15 protein-coding genes are annotated in these 17,496 nt (G+C 35.6%); 4 read left to right on the forward strand and 11 right to left on the reverse strand.

Annotated features, from left to right (window positions below):
- Positions 1 to 84 precede the first annotated feature (84 nt).
- Positions 85 to 2,487: a prolyl oligopeptidase family serine peptidase gene (locus CQ046_RS17105; protein ID WP_105703446.1), complete on the forward strand. Its 2,403-nt coding sequence runs from the start codon at positions 85 to 87 to the stop codon at positions 2,485 to 2,487.
- 136 nt (positions 2,488 to 2,623) lie between these two features.
- On the opposite strand, the gene CQ046_RS17110 is transcribed toward CQ046_RS17105, so the two are convergent.
- Positions 2,624 to 3,313 carry an HAD family hydrolase gene (locus tag CQ046_RS17110; protein WP_105703447.1) on the reverse strand — a complete coding sequence of 230 codons (690 nt, stop codon included), beginning with the start codon at positions 3,311 to 3,313 and terminating at the stop codon, positions 2,624 to 2,626.
- Positions 3,314 to 3,389: 76 nt separating this feature from the next.
- Between CQ046_RS17110 and CQ046_RS17115 the strand changes: the two genes are divergently transcribed.
- Both CQ046_RS17115 and CQ046_RS17120 read left to right on the forward strand, forming a co-directional pair.
- Positions 3,390 to 3,953, forward strand: coding sequence for a Crp/Fnr family transcriptional regulator (locus CQ046_RS17115; protein WP_105703448.1), 564 nt, complete (start codon positions 3,390 to 3,392; stop codon positions 3,951 to 3,953).
- A 354-nt stretch (positions 3,954 to 4,307) separates the two neighbouring features.
- Entirely contained in the window at positions 4,308 to 4,811 is a 504-nt protein-coding gene (locus tag CQ046_RS17120; protein WP_105703449.1) for a GNAT family N-acetyltransferase, read from the forward strand.
- A gap of 173 nt (positions 4,812 to 4,984) precedes the next feature.
- Here the strand turns inward: CQ046_RS17120 and CQ046_RS17125 are convergent, their stop codons facing one another.
- The 9 genes from CQ046_RS17125 to CQ046_RS17165 form a co-directional block, all read right to left on the reverse strand.
- Complete coding sequence (locus CQ046_RS17125) at positions 4,985 to 6,346, reverse strand: MATE family efflux transporter (RefSeq protein WP_105703450.1); 1,362 nt, start codon at positions 6,344 to 6,346, stop codon at positions 4,985 to 4,987.
- 101 nt (positions 6,347 to 6,447) lie between these two features.
- Positions 6,448 to 7,632 (reverse strand): sigma-54-dependent transcriptional regulator, encoded by a 1,185-nt coding sequence (locus tag CQ046_RS17130; RefSeq protein WP_105703451.1) that lies wholly within the window; start codon positions 7,630 to 7,632, stop codon positions 6,448 to 6,450.
- 56 nt (positions 7,633 to 7,688) lie between these two features.
- The gene (locus CQ046_RS17135) at positions 7,689 to 8,348 is read right to left on the reverse strand and encodes a YggS family pyridoxal phosphate-dependent enzyme (RefSeq protein ID WP_105703452.1); all 660 of its coding nucleotides are present in this window, start codon (positions 8,346 to 8,348) and stop codon (positions 7,689 to 7,691) included.
- Positions 8,349 to 8,408: 60 nt separating this feature from the next.
- Positions 8,409 to 9,275: a polysaccharide deacetylase family protein gene (locus tag CQ046_RS17140; RefSeq protein WP_105703453.1), complete on the reverse strand. Its 867-nt coding sequence runs from the start codon at positions 9,273 to 9,275 to the stop codon at positions 8,409 to 8,411.
- 283 nt (positions 9,276 to 9,558) lie between these two features.
- Positions 9,559 to 10,287, reverse strand: a complete 729-nt coding sequence (locus CQ046_RS17145; RefSeq protein WP_105703454.1) for a DUF72 domain-containing protein — start codon at positions 10,285 to 10,287, stop codon at positions 9,559 to 9,561.
- Positions 10,288 to 10,292: 5 nt separating this feature from the next.
- Positions 10,293 to 13,157: a heavy metal translocating P-type ATPase gene (locus CQ046_RS17150; protein WP_105703455.1), complete on the reverse strand. Its 2,865-nt coding sequence runs from the start codon at positions 13,155 to 13,157 to the stop codon at positions 10,293 to 10,295.
- A 199-nt stretch (positions 13,158 to 13,356) separates the two neighbouring features.
- Complete coding sequence (locus CQ046_RS17155; RefSeq protein WP_105703456.1) at positions 13,357 to 13,917, reverse strand: helix-turn-helix domain-containing protein; 561 nt, start codon at positions 13,915 to 13,917, stop codon at positions 13,357 to 13,359.
- A complete protein-coding gene (locus tag CQ046_RS17160; RefSeq protein WP_089691186.1) occupies positions 13,914 to 14,309 on the reverse strand; it encodes an acyl-CoA thioesterase in 396 nt (131 codons plus the stop codon). Before CQ046_RS17160 ends, CQ046_RS17155 begins: the two co-directional genes overlap by 4 nt.
- Before the next feature lie 97 nt (positions 14,310 to 14,406).
- Positions 14,407 to 14,820, reverse strand: a complete 414-nt coding sequence (locus tag CQ046_RS17165; protein ID WP_105703457.1) for a DUF6157 family protein — start codon at positions 14,818 to 14,820, stop codon at positions 14,407 to 14,409.
- Positions 14,821 to 15,188: 368 nt separating this feature from the next.
- Here CQ046_RS17165 and CQ046_RS17170 point away from each other — a divergent pair, with 368 nt between their 5' ends.
- Positions 15,189 to 15,551, forward strand: coding sequence for an RNA recognition motif domain-containing protein (locus CQ046_RS17170; RefSeq protein WP_040999136.1), 363 nt, complete (start codon positions 15,189 to 15,191; stop codon positions 15,549 to 15,551).
- 154 nt (positions 15,552 to 15,705) lie between these two features.
- Here the strand turns inward: CQ046_RS17170 and CQ046_RS17175 are convergent, their stop codons facing one another.
- Positions 15,706 to 17,490: a DUF4153 domain-containing protein gene (locus CQ046_RS17175; protein ID WP_105703458.1), complete on the reverse strand. Its 1,785-nt coding sequence runs from the start codon at positions 17,488 to 17,490 to the stop codon at positions 15,706 to 15,708.
- Positions 17,491 to 17,496: the final 6 nt, after the last annotated feature.

The following is a 17,496-nucleotide window of genomic DNA, read 5'->3' on the forward strand; positions in this document are numbered from 1 at the left end:
ACGAATACGGCACTAAAAAGTGTCTTATTTATTTAATTTTATAAATCTCTTAAAATTTACTACATTCGTAAAAAATGAATTTATATGAAGATAAAACTGACCATCTGCCTTCTGGCATTTCTCAATTTTTATGATGCACAGGAGAATATCACTTACCAGAAACCCTCTGCGGAGATTTTAAAACTGGCAGACTATCAAAGACCACCAAGCGTTCTGATGAACAGCAAAAAAGACTGGGTGGTTTTTACGTATCGTCCAACATATAAAACACTGGAAGACCTTAGTCAGCAGGAAATGAAACTTGGAGGACTAAGAATTAATCCTGTTACCAATATTTCAAGCAGCACTACCTACTCAAACAACCTGAAGATCAGAAAGATCAATGATAAAAATGAGGTTCAGGTAAAAAACCTGCCTTCCAATCCGAAAATTACCTATGTGTCATTTTCTCCGGATGAAAAAAAGCTGGCATTTACCAATACAACAGCTAAAGGAGTTGAACTTTGGTTAGTGGATATGGAAACCGCTGCTGCCAAAAAAATTACGGCTGATAACCTGAATGCCAATTTAGGAATGCCTTATGTGTGGTATAATGATTCTCAAAGCTTCCTGATCAGAGCAATTCCTCAAAACAGACCTGCTCTTATAGATGCAAGCAAAGACCTTCCAACAGGCCCGATTGTTTCAACAGCAGACGGTAAAGTTTCTCAAAACAGAACGTATCAGGATCTTTTGAAAAACCCTCAGGACGAAAAGAACTTCGAAACGCTTACTGCTTCTGAAATCTACAACGTAGATCTTACGGGAAATCTTAAGAAACTGAAAGATCAGGATATGTATGCCGGCTTAAGTTTTTCTCCGGATGGAAATTACCTGATGGCTACAACGATCAAAAAGCCCTTTTCTTATATCGTTCCGTTGAACAGATTCCCATCAACAACTGTAGTGTATGATATGAAAGGAAATGCTGTAAAAACAGTAAATGAAGTTCCTTTGAATGAAATTATGCCAAAAGGTTTCTCATCCGTAAGAACCGGAAAAAGAGATATGACCTGGAGAAGTGATGCTCCGGCTACTCTTACCTTTGCTGAAGCATTGGATGGAGGAGATCAGTCTAAAACAGCAGATTACAGAGATGAAGTATTTACATGGGAAGCTCCATTTACAGAAGCTCCTAAATCTTTCTTCAAAACAAAACAGAGATATGATGATGTAACCTGGACCAATGATCATTATGCCATTGTTTCTGAAGGATGGTATGATACAAGAAATACAAAATCTTATCTGATAGACACCAACAACGGAGAATCTAAAGTTTTCGATGATAGAAATTATCAGGATGTTTACAGTGATCCGGGTAATTTTAACACCACAAAAAATCAGTACGGAAGATATGTAATCGATATGAAAGGTGGAAAAGCTTACCTTATCGGCGATGGATTTACCAAAGACGGCCAACATCCTTTTATTGATGAAATGGATGTAAAATCGTTGAAAAAGAAAAGACTTTACACTTCCAATATAAAGAATGGTAAAGAAGAGATTATTGATATTCTTAACGCTTCAAAGGGAGAAATTCTTACGACTCAACAGTCACCAAGCCTTTACCCAAATTATTTCAAAAAGAATATCAAATCTAATAAAGAAGAAGCGGTAACCAACTTTGCAAATCCTTTTGAGAGCATCAAAGATGTTTACAAAGAAGTAATTACTTATAAGAGAAATGATGGAGTTACCTTAACCGGAACACTTTATCTTCCTGCCAATTACGACAGAAAAGCCAAAAAAGAGAAACTTCCATTGTTGATCTGGGCATATCCTACAGAATATAAAGATAAAAATACAGCAGGGCAGAACACTCAAAACCCGAACGATTTTACATTCCCTTACTACGGATCTTTCGTGTACTGGACAACGAAAGGGTACGCTGTTCTTGATGATGCCGCTTTCCCGATTATTGGTGAAGGAAAAACAGAACCTAATGATACATTTATCCCACAATTGGTAGCCAATGCTGCAGCTGCAATTGATGCTGTAGATCACCTTGGGTATATCGACAGAAAGAAAGTGGCTGTAGGTGGACATTCTTATGGTGCATTTATGACCGCGAACCTTTTGACGCATTCCAATCTTTTTGCATGTGGAATAGCAAGAAGTGGGGCTTACAATAGAACTTTGACACCATTTGGGTTCCAGAGCGAGCAGAGAAACTATTGGGATATTCCTGAGATCTATAACAAGATGTCTCCATTCATGAATGCAGATAAAATGAAGACTCCTCTTCTTCTGATTCACGGTGATGCAGATAACAACCCTGGAACATTTACTTTGCAGACGGAAAGATATTTCCAGGCATTGAAAAATCTGGGTGCTCCGGTAAAAATGGTTCTTCTTCCAAAAGAAGCCCACGGATATCAGGCCAAAGAAAATATCTTACACCTTTTATGGGAACAAGATCAGTTCCTTGAAAAGTGCTTAAAGAAATAAATAACAAAAGAGACTGTTTACCATAAACAGTCTCTTTTTTTGATTAAAAAATATAATAAGGAAGTTGTATTAAAACTTAAAGCGAAGCTCATCTTAATGAACTTATCCTCTTAATAAAACTTAATGGTTTTAAAAATTAAAGATATTTAAGAATTTCATTAATACTCTTAAGCTCCATAAAATTTGGATGCTCCAGATTGACATCATGCTGTTCATGACTCCATGTCACATGATAAGGAATATGTGCTGCATATCCTCCGATTTCCAATACCGGTAAAATATCCGACTTAATAGAATTTCCGAGCATCAGAAAGTTTTCAGGCTGGCAGTCCAGATGTTTCAAAAGCTTTTTGTAATCATGTTCTTTTTTATCACTCATGATTTCAATATGATGGAAATAATCTTGTAATCCTGAATTTTTGAGTTTACGCTCCTGATCCAGAAGATCTCCTTTTGTAGCGACAACAAGCCTGTATTTTCCCTTTAAGCTTTCAAGAGTTTCTGTAACGCCATCCAACAGTTCAATAGGTTTCTGAAGAAGTTCCTGACCAAGTTGTATCGCTTTGTTGACCAACTCTAATGAAGCTGTATTATTCGATACTCTGCCGATGGTTTCAATCATACAAAGCATAAATCCTTTCACTCCGTAACCATACAAATGAAGATTCTGCATTTCCGTTGTAAACAATTCCTGTGATACCGAATGCTGTGGAAGGTAATCTTCAAGCAGTCTGCAAAATTCGTGCTCTGCTTCCTGAAAATAAGGTTCATTGATCCAAAGTGTATCATCCGCATCAAAGGCAATCGTAGTAATATGATTATTCATTTTTGTTTTGTAATTTTCTGACTTCAAAATTCAATATAAAATTTCAATAAGCAAAGGACATTTGTCCCAGATCCATATGTTACGTACAAATCAGGCATTTTTAATCTATTTTGAAGAACTTTACACTAAGCAAAAAGGTAGAGAAGAAGTTGTGTTAAAGTCTTTTTCCAGGGATGAGAATATATTGATACAGGATCAGTTGCCCTCAAAGGTTATGCTTATTAAAGAAGGTATTGCCAAATGTTATCTCACCGAAGAAAACGCGAAAGAATATATTGTTGAATTTTTGGGAAGCGGTGAAATCCTTGGAGAAGTTGAGTTGATTAAAAACATCAACTGTTTGTGCAGTGTGAAAGCCGTATCAGAAGTAACCGTTTATGAAACATCTATTTCTTATTTTAAGTCTTTGATTAAAAATGATCTTGCTCTCAATCACTTATTGCTGGATTCATTTGCACAGAGAATTATCAATACTTCAAGCAGGGCATCTTATCAACAGTTGTATACCGTAGAGCATACGTTAACGCAACTCCTGAATATGCAGGCAAAACAAGGAATTCAAATTTCAAAAGAAGATATGGCTTCCTATTTGGGAATTACCTTGAGAAGCTTAAATAGAATTTTAAAGGATTTGAAATAAGACAGTTGGAATTCGCGAAGGCGTAAAGTTTTTTTAATCTATGTTTAAAATTTTTAAGGCGCAAAAATATTTCGACTTCGCTCAATATGAGATTTTCAACAAATAATTATCATCATTTAACAAAATAATCAGCATTCAATTTTATCGGAGATAAAATCTTTGCGCCTTAAAAACATAAATGCCATTGCGTGTTTGCGATTGTCAAAAAAAACATCAAAACAAATGTAAATATTGGTTTCGTTTTAAGGGGGTGTTCTGTTTTAATATAAAAATTTGTATAAAATATATAACATACATAGGGGTGATTTTAAAATTTAGTATTTTTGCATAAGAATAAGTTGAATTACAATATTCATGGAAACATTAAAATTCAGAAATGCTGAATTGGTAGATTTAAATAAAATCGTAGCCATTTACAACTCAACAATTGCCTCAAGAATGGTAACTGCAGATATGGAAGAAGTCTCTGTAGAAAGCAAGCTAAAATGGTTTGAAGAACATAATCCTCAAACAAGACCTCTTTGGGTAGTTGAAGATCATCAGGATCAGATCATTGGGTGGGTAAGCTTTAGTTCATTCCATGAAAGAGCGGCCTACAATGGTACGGTAGAAGTCAGTATTTATCTGGATGAAACCTGTAGAGGAAAAGGATATGGAAAAACCATTCTTCAGTATTGTATTGATAACGCCGGAAAATTTGGAGTAAAAAACCTTGTAGCGCTTATTTTTCTTCATAATGAGCCAAGTTTGAAGCTGTTCAGACGCTTTGGATTTGAAGATTGGGGAAGTCTTCCTAATGTAGCCATTCTGGATGGGGTGGAAAGAAGCCTGAAGATCTTAGGGAAGAGAATAGATTAATTGTAATTGCGGAGAAAGAGAAAAGGTAAACTTGTAAAAAGGGTTTATAAGCATTTAATCTATAAAAAAGAATGATACATAATCATCTGTGCCCATCCGTGAAATCTGCGGTTAAGCAAAAAACGAAAGAATATAAAAATAGCTGTCTCAAATTTGAAACAGCTATTTTGTTTTTATGAATTCTGCTTTACTCTTTTCGCAGACATATTCAGGAATCGTTTCACCAGGAAAACAGCAGAGACTGTTAATCCCAATCCGAGTGCAATCCACATGCCGAATGCTCCCATTTCTAAAGTGACACAGAAGAAATAGCCCAAAGGAATCGTAATGACCCAGTAAGCGATAAAGGTATAGATAGATGGAATTTTTACATCCTGTAATCCTCTCAGCATTCCTAAAGCTGTCACCTGAATTCCATCAGAAAGCTGGAATAAAGCTGCAATAATCATCAGTTTTGATGCCAGACTGATCACTTCAATCTCTTCTTTTTTCGTGAAGAATGTTGGAAGTATATTTCTGCCTAAAATAAACACCAATCCGCAGATACACATGAAAATAAAAGCAATCTTTAAATTGTTGATTCCTACTTTTCTAAGCTCCACAAAATTTTGCTCTCCAAGTTTTCTTCCGATCATTACAGTAGAAGCCACACTGAACCCAACACACAAGTTGAAGGTGAAAGAAGCCATACTTAAAGCGATCTGGTGAGAAGCAATATCATGAGCAGAGATCAATCCGCAGATAAATGCAGCTCCGGCAAAAGCAGTTACTTCAAAAAACATCTGTAAAGCAGTAGGCAATCCCAATTTTACCATTTTGTCAAACATTTTCTTTGAGAAAACCTGAATTTTTAAAGAAAAGTCCTTAATATAACGTCTTGTTCTTTTTTCTTTAAGCAATACAAAATAAAGGAAAACTACCATGAAAACTCTGGAAATCAGGGTGGCTAATGCAGATCCTTTTACGCCCATTGGTGGAATTCCCCAAAGTCCTTTGATAAAGACATAGTTTAAAACAATATTGATAATATTGGCAATAATAGTTGCTTTAGTAACTCCGATTGTATAGGAAAGTCCTTCAGATACTTCACGAAGCGTCTGAAATGCCATAAACGGAATCATGCTGACCACCATTATACTTAGGAAACTTACCGTATCCGGAATGATCTTGGCCGGCTGTCCGGAATGATAGAGTAGTGGCATTCCTAAAAGAAGAATCACCATCAGGATAATCCCGACAGACATATTAATAATAAAACCGTGGCTGAATACGGAATTGATTGTAGCATGATCTTCTTTCGAGTGTGCTTCCGAAACCAATGGCGGAATAGCAAATGAAAAGCCCAGGGCTAATACAAATATGGAGAAAAATACAGCATTCCCCAATGATACAGATGCCAGTGCATCAGCACCTAAAAGTTTTCCGACAATAATATTATCGAATAAGTTTACCGAAACCTGCCCTACCTGGGTTAGCATCACAGGCAGAGCCAAAGTCAGGCATTCTTTCGTATAGTTTTTGTTTAAAAAGTTCATAATATTTTAAGATTCATATAGTTTATAATTCAAATAGGGCAAAAAAAAAATTTGCAGTGGTAACACTGCAAATTTTTATAATATTGTAAATAATAGCGTTATTATTTCCTTACAAAACTTGCAACGTCACCTTCAGAAACAGTATTTCCACCAAGAATAATCAACCTCTCAACGACATTTCTTAATTCTCTGATATTTCCAGTCCATGAAAGAGCTTTTAAAGCATCAATAGCTTTATCGTCAAACTTTTTCGCAGCTGTACCATGCTCATCAGCAATCATACCTGAAAAATGCTCAACCAACATTTTGATATCTCCCTTTCTTTCATCCAATGGCGGAACATAGATTTCAATTACAGAAAGTCTGTGGTAAAGGTCTTCTCTGAATTTCCCTTCCTCAATTTCTTTCTGCATATTTTTATTCGTAGCCGCAATTACTCTTACGTCCACTTTAATTTCTTTATCACTTCCCACAGGAGAAACTTTGCTTTCCTGAAGCGCTCTCAATACTTTAGCCTGAGCAATAAGACTCATATCTCCAATCTCATCAAGGAAGATCGTACCTCCGTTAGCCTGCTCAAATTTCCCCTGCTTATCTTTAATGGCACCTGTAAAAGATCCTTTTACGTGTCCGAAAAGTTCAGATTCAATAAGTTCAGAGGGTATTGCAGCACAGTTTACTTCTATCATAGGCCCTCTAGCACGGTCACTTTGGTTGTGAATAGCATGAGCTACCAGTTCTTTTCCGGCACCGTTAGGTCCTGTAATAAGAACTCTGGCATCAGAAGCTGCCACTTTTTCGATCATATCCTGAATCTTCTGCAAAGCAGGAGAATCACCAATCATCTGATATTTTTTGCTTACTTTTCTCTTTAAAGTTTTGTTTTCAGTCTGAAGATTTTTGTTTTCTTTCTTCAGAGTCTCTTTTGCCAAAGCATTTTTAACGCTTGTAATCAATCTGTTGATATCAATAGGCTTAGAGATAAAATCGTATGCACCTTCTCTCAAACAGGAAACCGCAGAATCAATATCTGCGTGGCCTGAGATCATAATAAAAGTAGTTTCTGGTTTTAGTGCGAGACTTTGCTTCAACAATTCGGTTCCTGAAACCTTAGGCATCTTAATATCAGAAATCACCAGTGCGAAATCTTCTTTTTCTACCTGTTTGTAACCTTCAAGGCCGTCTTCGGCAATAACAAATTCATAATCGGTGAGTTCATCCGAAAGAATACTGTGAAGTACCCCCGAGATTGCTTTTTCGTCTTCTACTATAAGGATTTTTTGCATAGTTGCAAATTTAAATTTTTTGTTTCAATTATTAGCAAAAACCATACCTAAATATTCTATTTTGAATAGTCTCTTCTGCCGAAAATTGCAGATCCAACCCTCACAGAGTTAGCCCCGCACTCAATGGCTATAGGGAAATCATCACTCATTCCCATTGATAAGGTATTTATTGTTTTTAATTGATTTAATTCATCAAAAAGCTTCTTCAGAATTAAAAACTCATTTCTAATCTGCTGTTCATCGTCCGTAAATGTGGCCATTCCCATTAATCCTGTAATTTCTACATGAGGAAATTTACCTTTAATATATTGCTGGAAAAGATCTTTCGCTTCAGAAATTTCAAGGCCGAATTTAGTCTCTTCAGCAGCAATTTTTACCTGCAGAAGAACTTTAATCGTTCTGTTGTTTTTACCTGCTTCTTTGCTGATTTCTGTTAATAGTTTTTCAGAATCCACACTTTGTATCGTATCGATGAAAGGAGCAATATATTTTACTTTATTGGTCTGTAAGTGGCCAATAAGGTGCCATTGGATATCCTGAGGCAGGAGAGGGAATTTTTCCATCAGTTCCTGTACCTTATTCTCTCCAAAAATTTTTTGCCCCAGATCATACACTTCCTGAACTGCAGAAGCCGGGTGTGTTTTTGAAACAGCAACCAGCTGGACATGGGATGGCAGCTGGTTTTTTATAGCGTTATAATTTTCTTTAATACTCATAGATGCAAATTTCCGAAAATTCTCTGACAGTTGCCAGTTATGAATACGTTTTGCAGTAAATTAATTCAGTACTTCATTAATCTTAGGATACTGAGAAATCTTTCTGAAAACAAACTTGTTGCTCTTCTGTAATTTTTCAATAAAAAGATCCAGTTCGTTGATAGAATCTGCATCTCTCAGATATTGATCATGAGTAAGAAACACAAGATGTCTTGATGTTTTCTCAAGATCATTAAAGAAAATACTGTCTACTTTTTTTATCATCGCTTCATGGCTTCCCTTTAAAGTCATTTTCTGAGAAGGTCTCCATTCAAGATCCCAACCGATTACTTTGTAGCCGGCTTTTTTAAGACCGTCTGCTGCTGCTGTGGAACTTTTGATATCTGTTACATTAATATTATTGAGTCTCCAGATATTTCTTCCTGGAGTTCTGGCAATTTTATCAGAAAGCTTCAGGCTGTCTTTGGCAATATCAAAATCGTGGACTACAGATTCTGCATTTCTATAAAAATCTGTGTATTTATTATGGGCATGGGTGAAACTGTGATTGGCAAGCTCTACAAGAGGATTTTGCTTCAAAAGCTGAAGATCATCTTTTTGTCTCTTGCTTCCATAGGCATGTTTACCTACCAGAAAGGCGGTTGCACAAACGTTTCTTTTGTCCAGAATTTTTAAAAGATTTTCGGTTCCCTGGTTGGGACCGTCATCGAAGGTAAGGTAGATCACTCTTTTATCCGGGTCTACGCTTTCATCGTCCATATCATCGGGGACTATTTCTGCGGAAGGATGTTCTTGTGAATTGACGACCGGGTCATTCACCTCATTCTTGAAATTACAGCTGTTCAATAAAACCGAAGATGCACTCACCAATGCAAACATCCCGAGAAAAGTCATGTTTTTTGACTTTCCCGCAAAAATTTTTCTCATAAAGATAATGGAATTTTAAATTGTTAAAAATCGTTAAAAATAACATATGAAAATTAACAAATTACATGCCATGCTGTGCAGTATTTTTTCTTTTTAAGTTTATTTTAAGAACTTTATTGTAAGGCGTTTTTCCATTAACAGCTGAATTGCGAATTTATGGTTTGGTTTAATTCTGTTTTTAACATTTATAAATGTGAAAACGATAGTTTTTCTCTATGTTTGTTGAAATTTCAATATTCTTCATTTGATGGGGAATTATTTTATTTTAACAAAAGCTGTAAACTTATTCCAAAATGTTTTTTAAATACAATGAATTATTAATCGCAGCTGTTCCCCAAGTGTTATTGAAAAATATATAAGCCGTTTTCCCGCTGTTTTTAATTTTTTCTGCAAGTTCATCCATAAAATCTTTGCTGTACTCTGATTTATAGAGAATGGGTTTTCCATGGAGCCTGTAATAGAGTATTTCAGGATGATTGATGATAACATTTTCAGGAAGATCACCGGGAAAGCTTACCCCTGAAAAGATTGTATTAAGATCTTTTAAAAGGTCAAAGATTTCTTTTTGCCACCACGAGTTGTGACGGAATTCAATGACATTCAGAAAATTGTGGTCAATAGTATGAACAATACGTTCTGTATTTTCCGTAGTATTTTTAAAAGAAGGAGGTAGTTGGTAAAGAAACCCGGAAAGCTTATCCTTCAGGCTGTTTTGAATATGGCTGCAAAAAGATGAGACTTCTTCTTTGGAATTTTCAAGCCTGTTTTGATGGGTGATGAATTTTGGGATTTTAATAAAAAACCTGAATGATTCAGGAGTTTCATCATACCATTTCAATAAGGTCTTTGAAGTTGGCTTTCTGTAAAAAGTAGAATTGATTTCTACAGCATTGAATGTTTTTGAATACAAAGAAAGAAAATCTTTACTCTTAGAATCTTCAGGATATAATGACCCTTTCCAGTCGTTATTATAAAATCCTGAACACCCTATGTAAAGATTTTCTTTTTTCATGATAATTATTTTATATCCAGATCCACGGAGTTTAGTCTCAATGAATTCAGAATCACGGAGAGAGAACTGATGCTCATTGCTGCAGCTGCAATCATAGGTGATAACAGAATTCCAAAGAATGGATACAATAATCCTGCCGCTACCGGAACTCCCAATACATTATAGATGAACGCGAAGAACAGGTTTTCTTTAATGTTTTTGAGAAGTTTTTCACTTAAGAGTTTTGCTTTTGCAACGCCTAAAATATCTCCTTTTAATAAAGTGATCTCTGCGCTTTCAATGGCTACATCAGTTCCTGTTCCCATGGCAATTCCTACATCAGACTGGGCGAGAGCAGGGGAGTCATTGATCCCATCTCCGGTCATTGCTACGATTTTACCCTGTTGTTGCAGTCTTTTTACTTCATTCAGTTTGTCTTCAGGAAGGCAGTTGGCTTTGTAATGTTTGATGCCTAATTCATCAGCTACGGCTTTTGCGGTATGTTCGTTGTCTCCTGTCATCATGATGACATCTATTCCTTCACTCATCAGCTGTTTCACGGCTTTTTTGGAGCTTTCTTTGATTTTATCCGTAAAACTTATGAATCCAAGCACCTGCTGATCCTGTGCGATGTAAGAAATGGTATGTGCTTTTGACTGTACTTCTACTGCTTTCTGTTTTAAGTTTTCCGGAATAGCGATTTGATGTGAGGTTAATAGGTTTTCATTTCCTAAATAAGCTGTTTTACCGTTGATATTTCCTTTCACTCCTTTTCCGGAAATATTTTCAAACTGATCTACTTTTTCAGCCGTTACATTCTCTTCTTTTGCTCTTTTTATAACAGCATTGGAGAGTGGATGTTCAGAATTTTGATTCAAAGAAAAAGCCAGTTTTAAAATGTGATTCTGATCTCCGGCTACAGTTTCAATATATTCTACTGAAGGCTTTCCTTCCGTTAAAGTTCCTGTTTTATCGGTAATCAGAACATTTACTTTGTTCATTTGTTCAAGGGCTTCTGCGTTTTTAATGAGGATACCATTTTTTGCTCCTTTCCCGATTCCTACCATTAAAGACATTGGAGTTGCAAGACCAAGCGCACATGGACATGCTACAATTAAAACTGCCACAGCATTCACGAAAGCAAATAAACTTCTTTTTCCTTCCGGCCCGAAAAACTGCCACAGAATAAAAGTAAGCACAGCAATAAGGATCACTACAGGAACGAATACTTTTGAAACTTTATCCGTAAGCTTCTGGATGGGAGCTTTGCTGCGGCTGGCTTCATTAACCATTTTAATGATCTGTGAAAGCAGGGTTTCATCACCTACTTTTTCCGCCTTCATGATAAATACCTGATTGCCGTTTATCGTTCCGGAAGATACTTTATCATCTACACTTTTTTCAACAGGAATAGGTTCTCCCGTAATCATACTTTCATCAACGATAGAATTACCTTCAGTGATTTTTCCATCTACCGGAATTTTTTCACCAGGTTTTACTTTTAATAAATCTCCAATTTTCACCTGAGAAAGCAGGACTTTCTTTTCTTCACCGTTTACCATAAGGTTGGCTTCATCCGGAGAAAGATTCATTAATTCTTTGATAGCATTTCCTGTTTTTTTATGAGCTGCTGCTTCCATCAGCTGGCCTAAAATAACAAGGGTTAAAATCACACAGACCGCCTCAAAATATAATGGAATTTCATGATTGTGGCCACGAATTTCATGGGGAATAATGTCTGGGAAAATTAAAGCAACAATACTGAAAATAAATGCTGCCGCCACACCCAAGGCGATAAGACTGAACATATTGAGATTCCAGGTTTTAAAAGAAACCCAGCCTCTTTTTAAAAGAAACCATCCTGAATAAAACATCACCGGAAGGGTTAACGCAAGTTCAATAAATCCCTGAGTCTGATGAGAGAAAGGGAAATTGATAAACATTCCACCCATGGAAAGAATGAAAACCGGAATGGTAAATACCAATGAAGTAATGAATTTCCTTTTTAATATAGTATAGGTTTCGTCTTCCTCATCATCTCCATTGTCAGGCATTCTTACGAGATCCATTCCACAAATCGGGCAGTCTCCCGGCTCATCACGAATGATTTCCGGATGCATAGGACAGCTGTATTTTGCGGTTTTCTTTTCCGGATATTTTACAAGATCCATTCCACAGACAGGGCATCCTACATTGGAATCGTAGGTCTTGTCACCTTCACAATACATGGGGCAATAATATCTGCCTGCCATATCATCAGTCACTTTAGGAGCTTCATGATTATGACTATTATGGTCATGAGCATGATGATGGTGAGAGTTGGAATGATGATGTTGTGAAGCTGCTTTTTGTGCAAGTTCTTCAGTGATAGGCTCCAGATCCATATGGCAAACCGGACATTCTCCTTTTTCATCGTATACTTTATCACCCTCACAAAACATAGGGCAATAGTGTTTTCCGATATTGTCTTTAAAATTTGCAGGAAGATTTGTTGCTGAATAAGCAGGCTTGTGATTAGGATTTTTTGCGAGCTTCTCTTCAATAGGAACCAGGTACATTTTGCAGACAGGGCATCTCTCTCCCTGTTTGAAATATACTTTGTCTCCTTCACATTCCATTGGACAATAGTATACCGAAGACGGAGATACACGATCCTGAGGTTTTATAAAAGTTGTCTCAGGTGTATTCGGATCTTCAAGTCTGTATTTTCCTATTGCTGCCAAAGCATCATTTAAATCTGAAAGTTTTACCTCATGATCAGAAGTGATGGTTGCGGTATTGTTTTCCAGGCTTACATCGGCTTTCACACATTCAATACTGTTCAGTTGGTTGGATATTTTTTTCTGGCAGCCGGAACACGTCATTCCGAGTATTTTATACTGTTGGTCCATGATTCTTAAATTTATACTGCAAATTTCCAAAATGGAAAACTAAGGCTGTTATAAATTTAAGGAGAATAGTTATAAAATTAGGCTAGTGTGAGTTTTAGGGTTGGAGAATGTTAGAGTGGGAGAGTTGTAGGGTTTGAGTGTTTGGGAGTGAGGGAGTTAAGTGCTTCTATTTCAATTACAAACCCTCATATTCTCAAACTTATAGATTATCGAGCGCTTTACGGTTGTGCTCTTTCAATTTTTTGAATTCAGTGGGAGTGAACCCGGTTACATTTCTGAATTGGGAAGAAAGATGCTGTACACTTTTATAGCCGAGTTTTCCTGCAATTTCAGTAAGGTTGAATTCATTATAAAGAAGAAGTTCTTTTACTTTTTCAATTTTTTGAAGAATGAAGAACTGCTCTAATGTGATATTTTCTTTTTGTGAAAATGTTTTTGAGAGTGCGCTATAATCTTTGTGAAGTTTTGAACTTAAAAATTCAGACAGCAAAAAATCTTCTGCAATATCAATATCACTAATTTTTATAATGATCAGGTTTTTGATTTTTTCTACAATCTGATGCGCAGAATCCATGATCCTTTCAAAGCCTGTATCTAGCAGTTCCTTTTCTATGATCTGCATTTTTTCAGGTGAAACTTCGGTTTCAGTTTCTATTTCACCCAATAAAGTAGTGCTTATTTTTACATCTGCATTACGGAAGATATTTTCTACCGCCGCAATGCACCTGTTGCAGACCATGTTTTTTATGAAAATTTTCATAGACTGTTGTTTAACCTGTCTTTTACGAATTCAATCTGGGTTTTGCCATGAGGAGCAGGATTGCCGTCTGCATCAAGGTTTACCATGACGATTTTTTCTACCGTAATAATAGTTTGATGAGTCATTTTGTTTCTCACATCACATCTTAAAGTAATAGAGGAAGATCCGAAATGAGATGCTTCAATTCCTATTTCTATAATATCTCCCTGTTTGGCGGAACTGACGAAATTAATCTCAGAGATAAATTTGGTGACTACTTTTGTATTTTCCAGCTGAATAATGGCATAGAGTGCGGCTTCCTCATCTATCCATTGAAGGAGTCTTCCTCCGAAAAGTGAGTGGTTAGGATTTAAGTCTTCGGGTTTTACCCATTTTCTGGTATGGTAGTTCATATCTTTTAATAATTTGCAGTACAAATTTAGTGTTAAAAGCTGATGTATTCAAAAGATTCATATTTATTGATCTGAAAAGAATCATTCATTTTCTCAATCATTTTCTTTTGGAACGCATTGCCTTAATTTTTGTAATTGGACTGTTATTTAATAATGCCTGATATTCCTTGCTCTCCATAGGAAATAAAGCAACCTTTCCTTCTGAATTATGATGAATTCCGAATCCGTATTTCTTAGCTAAAGGAGAACAGCGGAGGCAAGGCTGCCCTTTTGAAAAGAATTTTTCTCTTTCTTCCTGCTTTTCATTTTCTGAAATATCATTTTTAATAACATAACACTCAAAAACAATATCGTCTGAAGAATAGATGTAGGGACTTTTTATAAGTTTCTCATATTGAAGATGGGCCAATGTTTTTTCTTTTTTTTCAGGAGGGATTTGTGCCTTAGAAATAGGGCAGTCTTCGGCAACTTCAATGAGCGTGTTGGTATAATTTGTGGTGTGTGGTTTCATATTTTGGCTTGGGATTTAAGATTTTATGAAGAATAGGAGAGTCTGGAAAGTCGTAATTATAACATTTTCAATATGATTAGCTTGATTGTGAGCTGTTGGACTTGGCTTTTGTTGTTAATTTTTAACTAATTTTATGATAAAGTAATTTTGTATTTAATTAACTGTTAATCAGTATTTTATATTCTTTTTACTTGTCTTTTTCTTATTTGGATTCAACATAATGTGAGAAATATTTAAAAAAAGCTTTGATTTGAAATTTTTAATTGTATCTTGCATACGTTTATATTTGGAATCAATATTTGTTCATTAATTTATGTTGTTTTTCTTTTATATACCAAATTTTTATTAATTTTTTAATTTATTTTAAAATGAACATTTTTGTTTCAAACATCAATTACGCAACTAAAGAGTATGAGTTGCATGATCTATTCGCAGAATTTGGTGACGTATCATCAGCTAAAATCGTTACAGACAGAGAAACTGGTCGTTCTAGAGGTTTCGGTTTTGTAGAGATGGGTGATGAAGAGGGAAAGCAAGCTATTGAAGCTCTTAACCAAAAAGAATTTAACGGAAAAACTTTAAACGTATCTGAAGCTAAGCCAAGAGAAGAGAAGCCAAGAAGAAGCTTTGACAACAACAGAGGTGGTGGTTACGGAAACAACCGTGGAAACGGTGGTGGATACGGTGGTGGAAACAACCGTGGAGGTAACGGCGGAGGAAACCGTTGGTAAAAAATATGAAGCGGCTTTTAAGCCGCTTTTTTTATGGAATTTATTTTTGGGAAAAAATATTTTTCTGAATAATGGAAGTTCTTTTAATACAGAATTTCTACAATAGATAAAAATAAAATAGGCTATCCATTTGGATAGCCTATTTTATTAATTGTTATTTCAATCTTATCAATGTATAAACACTTTCGTAATAAATGCTGGTAGTATCTTGTTCAGAATATTTCTCCCGGGTAATTTCACTGAAAACAAGTTTAACATGATATTTGCCTAAATCAGATTCCATCGTGATTTCAGGAACTTTTACGTTTCCGTTTTTGTTTTTATTTTTATCCAGCAGTTTAATAATCTGTGGTCCGAAATCTACTTCTTCTTTTGAGTTTAAGCTTAATTTTAATGATGAATTATCAGTCAGTTCATCTGTTAGTTCAAACTCATCGTTATTCAGTTTTTGCGGATCTCTGTTATAGCGGTGGAAAGAAATTAAATATTGATAATTTCCGAGTTCTACCACCTGCTTTTCAGGAACAAGAACTAGTCTGTTCATTTCATATGCCCTGTTTTTTACGGTGACGTTTACATCCGAGAATTTATTCTGGATATCATATCTTACACTATAAAATGTTCCGGTTGCAATATTATTTGTTAATTCAGACTGATCTTTTGGAAGTAACAGAGTTGATAAAAATTCGCCTTGTTTTCTTTCTGCCAGAAATTCGAATTTATCGGCAATTTCATTACGGATTGTATCAGTAACTTTCTTGTTGAAATTAATTGTACCCGCGCTGATGAGCTGATGCTGGTTTAAAATATTCATTAATTCTGATTTCTGACTTCTATTAGCTACGCTAAATGCATTAAGATAAGGGAAAATCAAAGCAAAAGCTCCAAACAAAAATAAGCTGATCGGAATAAATTTTATGGTAGCCTTTTTACTGAAAATATAGTAAATAACAATGCTTAGCAGCCACAGGGCAAGCAGGAGCACAAAATATCTTGGTTCTGTATAGCCGTATTCCAGAATTCTGGTGAAAATAGCTGTGAAAAGCAATACAATTAAAGGAACAATTGTATAATAGAATGCCTTTGAAAATATTTTAACCCAGGATTTTGCATTTTCTTCTTTTAACGGATGTACGAGAAGTAATGCCAGAATACCAACAATACTGTAAGCTAAAACAAGGTAAGAAACCCATCCTCTTGGAAGTTCCCAGTTGATCAGTATTTTAGCTGAATAGAAATAAAGAATAGCTACATAAATAAGCAGCAGCGGAATTAAAATAAACTGAGTGAAAAACTTTAAAACAACAGGATAGGTTCCGTCTTTTTCAAGATTATTAAGTCCTTTATCATTAAATAAAAGAAAAATAAAACTGCTCCCGAAAATAGCCAGAACAAAGAATGTATCTCGGTAAAGTCTATCGTGGAAATTAAAATCAAAAAGTTTATCAATGGCCAGGATTGCTAATTCAACACCGCCTGTTAAAACCCCTGTAAATATGGCAGTGAGAAAGATATTGATAAAAAGGTTTTTGTTGTATTGCCAGAATCGGAGTTCTCTGTCTTTTTCAAGAAACGGGACAAAAGATACCAATAAGTGGGAGAGCAGTACGGTAACGGCAATAATATAGGCATAAACTTCTGTAAAACCGTTCTTTTTATCCGGCAAGATAAAGTAAAAGCCTATAAGAAAAATAATTCCGGACACCTGTAATAATAATTCTCTTCCGATTCTCTGTGATAGCATTTTTAGGGCAAACATCAATGAAATTCCGAGACAGCTGCAAATGGTGAATTTGATATAAGAGGTGATTTCACTCCGTTCTGTTTCAACAATACATATGGTGCCGACAGAAGCTAATAAAGCCATTGCCAGAATCATAGGATATCGGAAAATGACTTCATTGGCCCGGCTTAGAGTTTCCTGGAATTTTGTTTTCATGATTTG

The organism is Chryseobacterium sp. MYb7 (assembly GCF_002979455.1).
Lineage (GTDB): Bacteria > Bacteroidota > Bacteroidia > Flavobacteriales > Weeksellaceae > Chryseobacterium.

Bases quoted from the DNA above. Each gene is read 5' to 3' on its own strand.
- CQ046_RS17130 (WP_105703451.1), bottom strand. From the start codon at position 7,632: ATGCAAAAAATCCTTATAGTAGAAGACGAAAAAGCAATCTCGGGGGTA.
- CQ046_RS17120 (WP_105703449.1), top strand. From the start codon at position 4,308: ATGGAAACATTAAAATTCAGAAATGCTGAATTGGTAGATTTAAATAAA.
- CQ046_RS17140 (WP_105703453.1), bottom strand. From the start codon at position 9,275: ATGAGAAAAATTTTTGCGGGAAAGTCAAAAAACATGACTTTTCTCGGG.
- CQ046_RS17150 (WP_105703455.1), bottom strand. From the start codon at position 13,157: ATGGACCAACAGTATAAAATACTCGGAATGACGTGTTCCGGCTGCCAG.
- CQ046_RS17155 (WP_105703456.1), bottom strand. From the start codon at position 13,917: ATGAAAATTTTCATAAAAAACATGGTCTGCAACAGGTGCATTGCGGCG.
- CQ046_RS17160 (WP_089691186.1), bottom strand. From the start codon at position 14,309: ATGAACTACCATACCAGAAAATGGGTAAAACCCGAAGACTTAAATCCT.
- CQ046_RS17105 (WP_105703446.1), top strand. From the start codon at position 85: ATGAAGATAAAACTGACCATCTGCCTTCTGGCATTTCTCAATTTTTAT.
- CQ046_RS17145 (WP_105703454.1), bottom strand. From the start codon at position 10,287: ATGAAAAAAGAAAATCTTTACATAGGGTGTTCAGGATTTTATAATAAC.
- CQ046_RS17165 (WP_105703457.1), bottom strand. From the start codon at position 14,820: ATGAAACCACACACCACAAATTATACCAACACGCTCATTGAAGTTGCC.
- CQ046_RS17110 (WP_105703447.1), bottom strand. From the start codon at position 3,313: ATGAATAATCATATTACTACGATTGCCTTTGATGCGGATGATACACTT.
- CQ046_RS17175 (WP_105703458.1), bottom strand. From the start codon at position 17,490: ATGAAAACAAAATTCCAGGAAACTCTAAGCCGGGCCAATGAAGTCATT.
- CQ046_RS17115 (WP_105703448.1), top strand. From the start codon at position 3,390: ATGTTACGTACAAATCAGGCATTTTTAATCTATTTTGAAGAACTTTAC.
- CQ046_RS17135 (WP_105703452.1), bottom strand. From the start codon at position 8,348: ATGAGTATTAAAGAAAATTATAACGCTATAAAAAACCAGCTGCCATCC.
- CQ046_RS17125 (WP_105703450.1), bottom strand. From the start codon at position 6,346: ATGAACTTTTTAAACAAAAACTATACGAAAGAATGCCTGACTTTGGCT.
- CQ046_RS17170 (WP_040999136.1), top strand. From the start codon at position 15,189: ATGAACATTTTTGTTTCAAACATCAATTACGCAACTAAAGAGTATGAG.